Source organism: Deinococcus arcticus (assembly GCF_003028415.1).
Lineage (GTDB): Bacteria > Deinococcota > Deinococci > Deinococcales > Deinococcaceae > Deinococcus > Deinococcus arcticus.
On the sequence record NZ_PYSV01000043.1, the window covers coordinates 1 to 5,723 of the forward strand.

Genomic DNA, 5,723 nt, shown 5'->3' on the forward strand with positions numbered 1-5,723 from the left:
GTGACGCTGGGTTTACGGGCCCTGGTTCGCGCCATCAGCCGGAAGGTTGATCACGAAGAGGTGCCCCTCTTACGACTGATTGACCTGTTCATGCCGTCCAAGACGCACATCTGAGAAACTGTCGGGTGCTGAGATTTCCGACATTAACAATGATCTGTATTATTCGAGCTGGCTCAAAAATGTCAAGGATTTGCTCGATGAAAAAAGATGAATATTTTGGTATTGTTGACCTGGATGACTTCATGCTGGAAGTCGAGAATGCAGTTGGACGCAATGACATTGGGCGGCAGCGGGAGCTCTATGCCATTTTCGAAGCAGATCTTTCTTTGCTTGAGAACAGGCTCTACGTGGAAGTGGAGCAAAGGTATCCAGATCGTGAGGAATATGAAAAATTCATGGAAACAATTGAAAATCTGATGCATAAAGATGTTGGACTTACCCGCGAGCTCAAAGCGGAACGTGCAACGGGTTTTCTTGACATGATCACTATGATGCGCGAAGCTAGCCTTGGCGGGTGGGAAGTCAAGAGCGACATGATTCCCGAAATAGATAAATATCTTGAAAAGCACCGTACCAGTCTCGACACTCGGCAAGTTGACTATCTGGAACGAAAGCGATTCCTGCTGAAGAAAGATGTTCTTCTTCAGAGTGCAGACATAGACCTGGATTAACGCAAGCTCGCCCTGTTTGCTCCAGTTGAAAGTGCTGCCCTTGCGTCCTGCCAGAGCAGCGATAAAGCGCCGCACCCAGCATGCCCAGGGCGGTTGGGCGCCAGCCTGAACTTCGATGAACACCACCATTCCTCGCGCAAGTGTGCGCCCCAGCCTCATTGGGCGCAAACCTGGTCGGTGAGTGGGCAAGTCGCGCCGAGGCATACACCCAGGGTCTGAAGACATGAGCGGCAACCTGAGGGGCTCTGCCCGCACGGCCCAAGGTGCACCTGTCCGGCGACATCATTTCACCCTTGACTGCGCAGAAGTCTGGGACACGAAACGGTTGGACCAGCGCACACCACTGGAACGAGGTGGCCTGGACGAAGGGCGTCAGGGTGTGAACCGTGTTGGGATGAATCTTGAGGGTGAAGCAAATGGTGATCATCAGTGTGGCCTCGAAGTGGGGAACGGGCAGCGCCAGGCTGCCCGTCTGAGCAAAAGGGTGAACAAAGGTGGGTGGTCAGGAAACGGTGGGTGGCTTCAGGGCGGGCTTCAGTCCAGTTTGGTCGACTCGTCCTCGTGGCTTATCCGTGAAGGGCTGTCCAGATCGAAGTCCGGTTGAGGGAGGGCCGCCGCAAGCGCATGCGCTTCGGGTGTGACCCTGAACAGACCACTCAGGTCGGCCGTCAGCAGCTGGTGGACGGCGTGCAGGGCCTGATCACCACCCAGCATGAAGGCCAGCGGTGTCCGGCCATCAAAGGGCGGCCGTCCGTTGGGGCGCCGCAGCCACCCGGCCACATGATGGTCGCCATAGAGGGTGTGCAGCGCCACAGCAATGTCCGCCAGCAGGCGCAGCCGCTGCTGCTTTTCCCATGAGGAACGGGCCGGCCCGTATCCACCAGCGATCCGCTGGAGGGTTCGCACGCTGAGCCCCAGGAGCTCTGCCTGCTGGCGGCGGGTCAGGCCCCAGAACGTCAGAATCCGCAGAAGCGACAGGAGTTTAGACGTGTAGAGAGACGATGCGGATGGGGACTGGGGCATCAGGCGCCGCGCTCAAACCTGAGCCAAAGCGAACAGGTTCCGCATCGCGTGGGCTGCATGAACAGGCACGCGCACGGCACAGCGATCGCGCTCCCCGGACTGGCAGGCGGTGCGCAGGTCACCGCAGACTGGGCAGAGCCTGGAGTGGGCGCGCCCGGAAGGCAGGGCAGGCGTAGGACAGGTCTGGATCGTCGGCGGGCAGGTCGGACAGGTGAATCCGGGCATCAGCAACTCCTCAAGGCGGTTCAACATGAACGGGGAATAGAACGGCGGCCCCCAAGGTGAAAGGAGGGGCCGCGCATTCAGCCGTAGTGGGGGAGGGGGCCGTCTTACTCCCAGGTGGGAAAGCTGCGTTCCTGGTGATGGCCTAGGCCGCGCTGCAACATTTCGCGCGCCGCGTTGGCATGCGCGTCCATGCTGCTCTGGCACGACGCCGCCAGGCACACAAACCGGTCACCTTTGCGGCTGCACTGGCGCCGCTCCCCGCAGACACTGCAGGTCTGACTGCTCCACGCCGCTCCAGGCCGCCGGAAGGGAAGCCGCACCGCGTTGGCATGTTGGGGCAGCCAGGAGAAGTGGTAATCGTGCACCGCGCGCCGCCGCCCCCCGTGAATGAAGCCGCAGGACATGCCCCGGTGGGAAAGTTTTTCGGCGTAGACCGCGCTGGCCTCCCGCAGGAGAACGCCGATCACCTGGTCCAGATCTTTCCGGCCACTGGCGTACGTCAACTGGTCATACAGGGCCCGGGCGTCTGGGGACAGGGCATCCCGCCGGAGGAACGGCAGGTCCGTCAGGGTGAAGAACTGATCGGTCCGCCCATCGGAAATCACCGTGACCGGATCCAGGCCCAGGTCAAGACCGAACGGCCGGCGAGACGGATTGGGGGCCAGGGGCTGCACTGGAGTCCGGAAGCTCAGGCTCAGGAACCAGTCACCTGCCTGGGTTTTGAACAGGTACACTTCCTGCGCAAGCCAGCGGGACTGCAGGGTGCGTGGCCTTGTCACCATGCGGGGCACCGGGTCAGGGCGGCGGCCCTGACGGACTATGCGTTCGAGTTCCGTCGGTAGCGTCCGCTCGGAGATCTGCCCTAGGCGCACCCGCTGGTACAACTCCTGAATGCCGTTGTACTGGGTGAACCCCGGCGCTCCAGTGACAAGCGCCCGGTAGGCAATCGTGGGCAGGCAGCTCAACTGGGCGTGGATGAGCTCACCGCCAATGCGCACAGCGCCGTCATGGAGTACCGCGAACCGCGTGTTCAGACTCAGCGTGTAAGTCTCCTCGGCGCGCACGCCTTTCAGAGGGTCCGCCTCTTCGCTCCGTGGGCGCCTCTTGACCATCAGGTCTCCACAACGCACGAGGCGCTCGCAGGAGTCATAGCTGTTGCGGCTGATTTGAGTAGTATGGCGGTCGGGTTGGTGGCGTCTATTCATGTGAACTCCTGGGGCAGGCGACCGGCGGTCGCTGTGAGTGAGGGCGGTGGTCGGTGTTGAGTGGGCAGGTGAACCAGCTGATCGGCTGGCCAAAACAAATGCCGCCCTGCAAGGGCGGTCATCACGAGGGTGAAGAGACAGTCGAGTGTCAGTGGGGAAGATGCACTCTGCGGAGAGAGCAGTAAGGTGAATGAACAAGGGGACGAGCGTCGGCGGTGGCCCGTAGGGCACAACGGCTGAGCCTGATCAGGTTTGATTCGAGTGGTGTTCATCCGCCTGCGGCCTGGTGGTTCAGAGGTTTTATGTGTTCATATTTTTTTTCTGGAGCGCGACAGCGCTCCGGACCCCACGGCCGTTGGCAGACCGATGACGGCCAACGCAGATGTCAATCCGGGTCAAGCGCAGGGCAGCAGCTGCTGTTCAAAGGCAGCTGACTTCTCCTGAGCTTTGCCGCGCCGTCCTCCCTTTAAGGCATGCCACCCTGGCGGGCACCACCTCGAAACCCACGTTCGTCCGGTCGGACAGCACCACCGTCGCTCCCTCATCTGCCCCGACGGCGGTCGCTCTTCGCTCATGGTGTGACCTGCCATGAGATCATCCGGTCTCTGTTCTGCAGCAGGAGCTGCGGCTGGACTGGTGACATATGCACGAGCGCCCGCCTGTAGTTCAGTGGTCCCAGCTGCTGCACGCTCCCCCTGCACTGGCTCGAGTTCCCACAGGAATTCCACACAGTCGGGCCCTGCTACTGGCCTCGCGCGTCGGTCAGCACTGGCGAAATGGAACCCGACTGGTTCCGGTTCACCGCGTCGGGTGTCGACACTGAGACGACACTCAGTGCTAGAGACAGAGCGGTCGTTGGGTCGCGCGCTCACCTGTCAGCAGGCCCGGGTCACCAGGCTCACCGGCTGTTGCTGGTCTCCGCGCGGCGCGGTCAACCGACCGAGCACATGCCCCAGACTGAATGAATGGGCGTCATCCGGGCGTTCATCCATCGCTGCATCAGCAGTCTGCACTGCCTGCTCACCACACGAGGCCAGGCATCCAACTGATCCATCATCCCTGCAGTCCAGGCATGAGTGTGCCCAACCCGATCCACTCACCACTGCTCTCATGCGGCGTGAGAGGGAACGGCAACTCGACGGAGCGGCGTGCCGGAAGGAGCAAGGGGCCCAGCACCGCCCCGGCCCTCGTGCACCAGGTCGCCCCGGCAACCACACGGGCGTAGGTCGTTCGCACCGTTTTCGAGTCCGGTTACATGGTGTTGCGGTGCGCGCCGCATGGCCGCGCCGCAAGTGCACGAAGCACAGGCAGGCCGTGATGGCCAGCGAACCAGTGACGTCTAGGGTCCGTCGGGACCAGCGGGCCCCAGGCCGACTGGGTCATCGGGTGGTGCGAGATGGGTCAACCACCCATGACGCTGAGGCCTCCGGACAGTGATCGGTACAGGCGCGAAGGCTGCCTGCGGTCCACCGCGATTGGTGTCGGACCCCTCATGGTTCCACGCGCGGTGTTGCGGTGCGTGCCGTCAGGCCGCGCCGCAGTGCCCCATTTGGCCCAGTTGTTCCAGGCCTGGGGGGGAAAATTCTTTTTCGAAAGCGTTGCGCTGGACTGCGCAACCGAGGAGGGGCATTTCTGACATGCCCTTTTCGTCGCGAGGCTGGCGGCCAGCGCTGGGACGGCGGATTTCGCTGCCGATGCAAAAACCTCTCTGCTTAGGACTGTAGGAAAAATGCGCATTTTTCATTTCCAGATGCGTACGGTTCCATACCCAATTTCCCTGTACTTAACGCGTTTATAAGGGGGTATTTTTGCGGGTTTCTTGGTGGCTTCGCTGGACCTGTTGTGCGGGTTTTATAGACACATGCATGTTCGCCTCAACACATGTGCCGAAAAGCCGTGGGCAGTGGTCAGAGGTACCCGTAGTTAATAAAAAATTCTGTGCCATAAAGCGTGCGCTCTAAGGTGAGGCATTCAAATTTCTGGGCAGCTGAGTGGGACAAAAATTCGAAGTCAATTTTCAGTGGTACCTATGGCGAATAGGGAAGTCCAGTGACATAAAATATGGGTCGAGAATGGAAGCGCCTCGATTTCAAGCGAGTGGTTGCGCCACAAAATGCGCAGCGATCTTTACGATGCGAAGGGTCGCCAGACCATCGCGCTACCACGGGACATGACCTACTGTCAGGGCTTCACGTGACTGCTGTTCCAACTCAGTGCCAGGCATTACTCCAACGTCCTGAGGTGCTCACTTATGGGAACGCGCGCGGCAGTCTCGGTTCTTTTAGAACGCTCGTTCCATACGTCCACGGGCCAGCAGGCGCGATGCAGGGAACGACGAGTCTGTCGGGATCATTGCGACCTGAGTGTTTAGCGCGGGTATGACCTACCTCGTGTTGTAGAACTTTTTCTGGTTGTTGCGCCGGCATGCCACTGTCGTCCGGGAATCATGCCGATAATTTTTTAGGTTGCCAAGCTAGTGCAGCGTTCAATTAATACGAATGGCTTCGTAGTGGGGTTGGAGGGTTCGACGGGCGACTTGGGTTGAAAACTGCCAACTGAGTGTGGCCCCAGCACGTTCACGCGCTGCGACCCAAGCCTC

Annotated in this window: 3 protein-coding genes; 1 reads left to right on the top strand and 2 read right to left on the bottom strand. The window is 60.4% G+C overall.

Annotation, left to right across the window (positions count from 1 at the left end; genetic code table 11):
• Positions 1-197 precede the first annotated feature (197 nt).
• Positions 198-671, top strand: coding sequence for a hypothetical protein (locus C8263_RS19150; protein ID WP_146160799.1), 474 nt, complete (start codon positions 198-200; stop codon positions 669-671).
• Positions 672-1,205: 534 nt separating this feature from the next.
• On the opposite strand, the gene C8263_RS18645 is transcribed toward C8263_RS19150, so the two are convergent.
• Both C8263_RS18645 and C8263_RS18650 read right to left on the bottom strand, forming a co-directional pair.
• The gene (locus C8263_RS18645) at positions 1,206-1,694 is read right to left on the bottom strand and encodes an antitoxin Xre-like helix-turn-helix domain-containing protein (RefSeq protein ID WP_107139605.1); all 489 of its coding nucleotides are present in this window, start codon (positions 1,692-1,694) and stop codon (positions 1,206-1,208) included.
• A gap of 329 nt (positions 1,695-2,023) precedes the next feature.
• Positions 2,024-3,031, bottom strand: a complete 1,008-nt coding sequence (locus C8263_RS18650; protein WP_158263867.1) for a zinc ribbon domain-containing protein — start codon at positions 3,029-3,031, stop codon at positions 2,024-2,026.
• Positions 3,032-5,723: the final 2,692 nt, after the last annotated feature.

What these genes read in the sequence shown, in the direction of transcription:
- C8263_RS19150 (WP_146160799.1), top strand. Translation starts at nt 198, where the DNA reads ATGAAAAAAGATGAATATTTTGGTATTGTTGACCTGGATGACTTCATG.
- C8263_RS18645 (WP_107139605.1), bottom strand. Translation starts at nt 1,694, where the DNA reads ATGCCCCAGTCCCCATCCGCATCGTCTCTCTACACGTCTAAACTCCTG.
- C8263_RS18650 (WP_158263867.1), bottom strand. Translation starts at nt 3,031, where the DNA reads ATGGTCAAGAGGCGCCCACGGAGCGAAGAGGCGGACCCTCTGAAAGGC.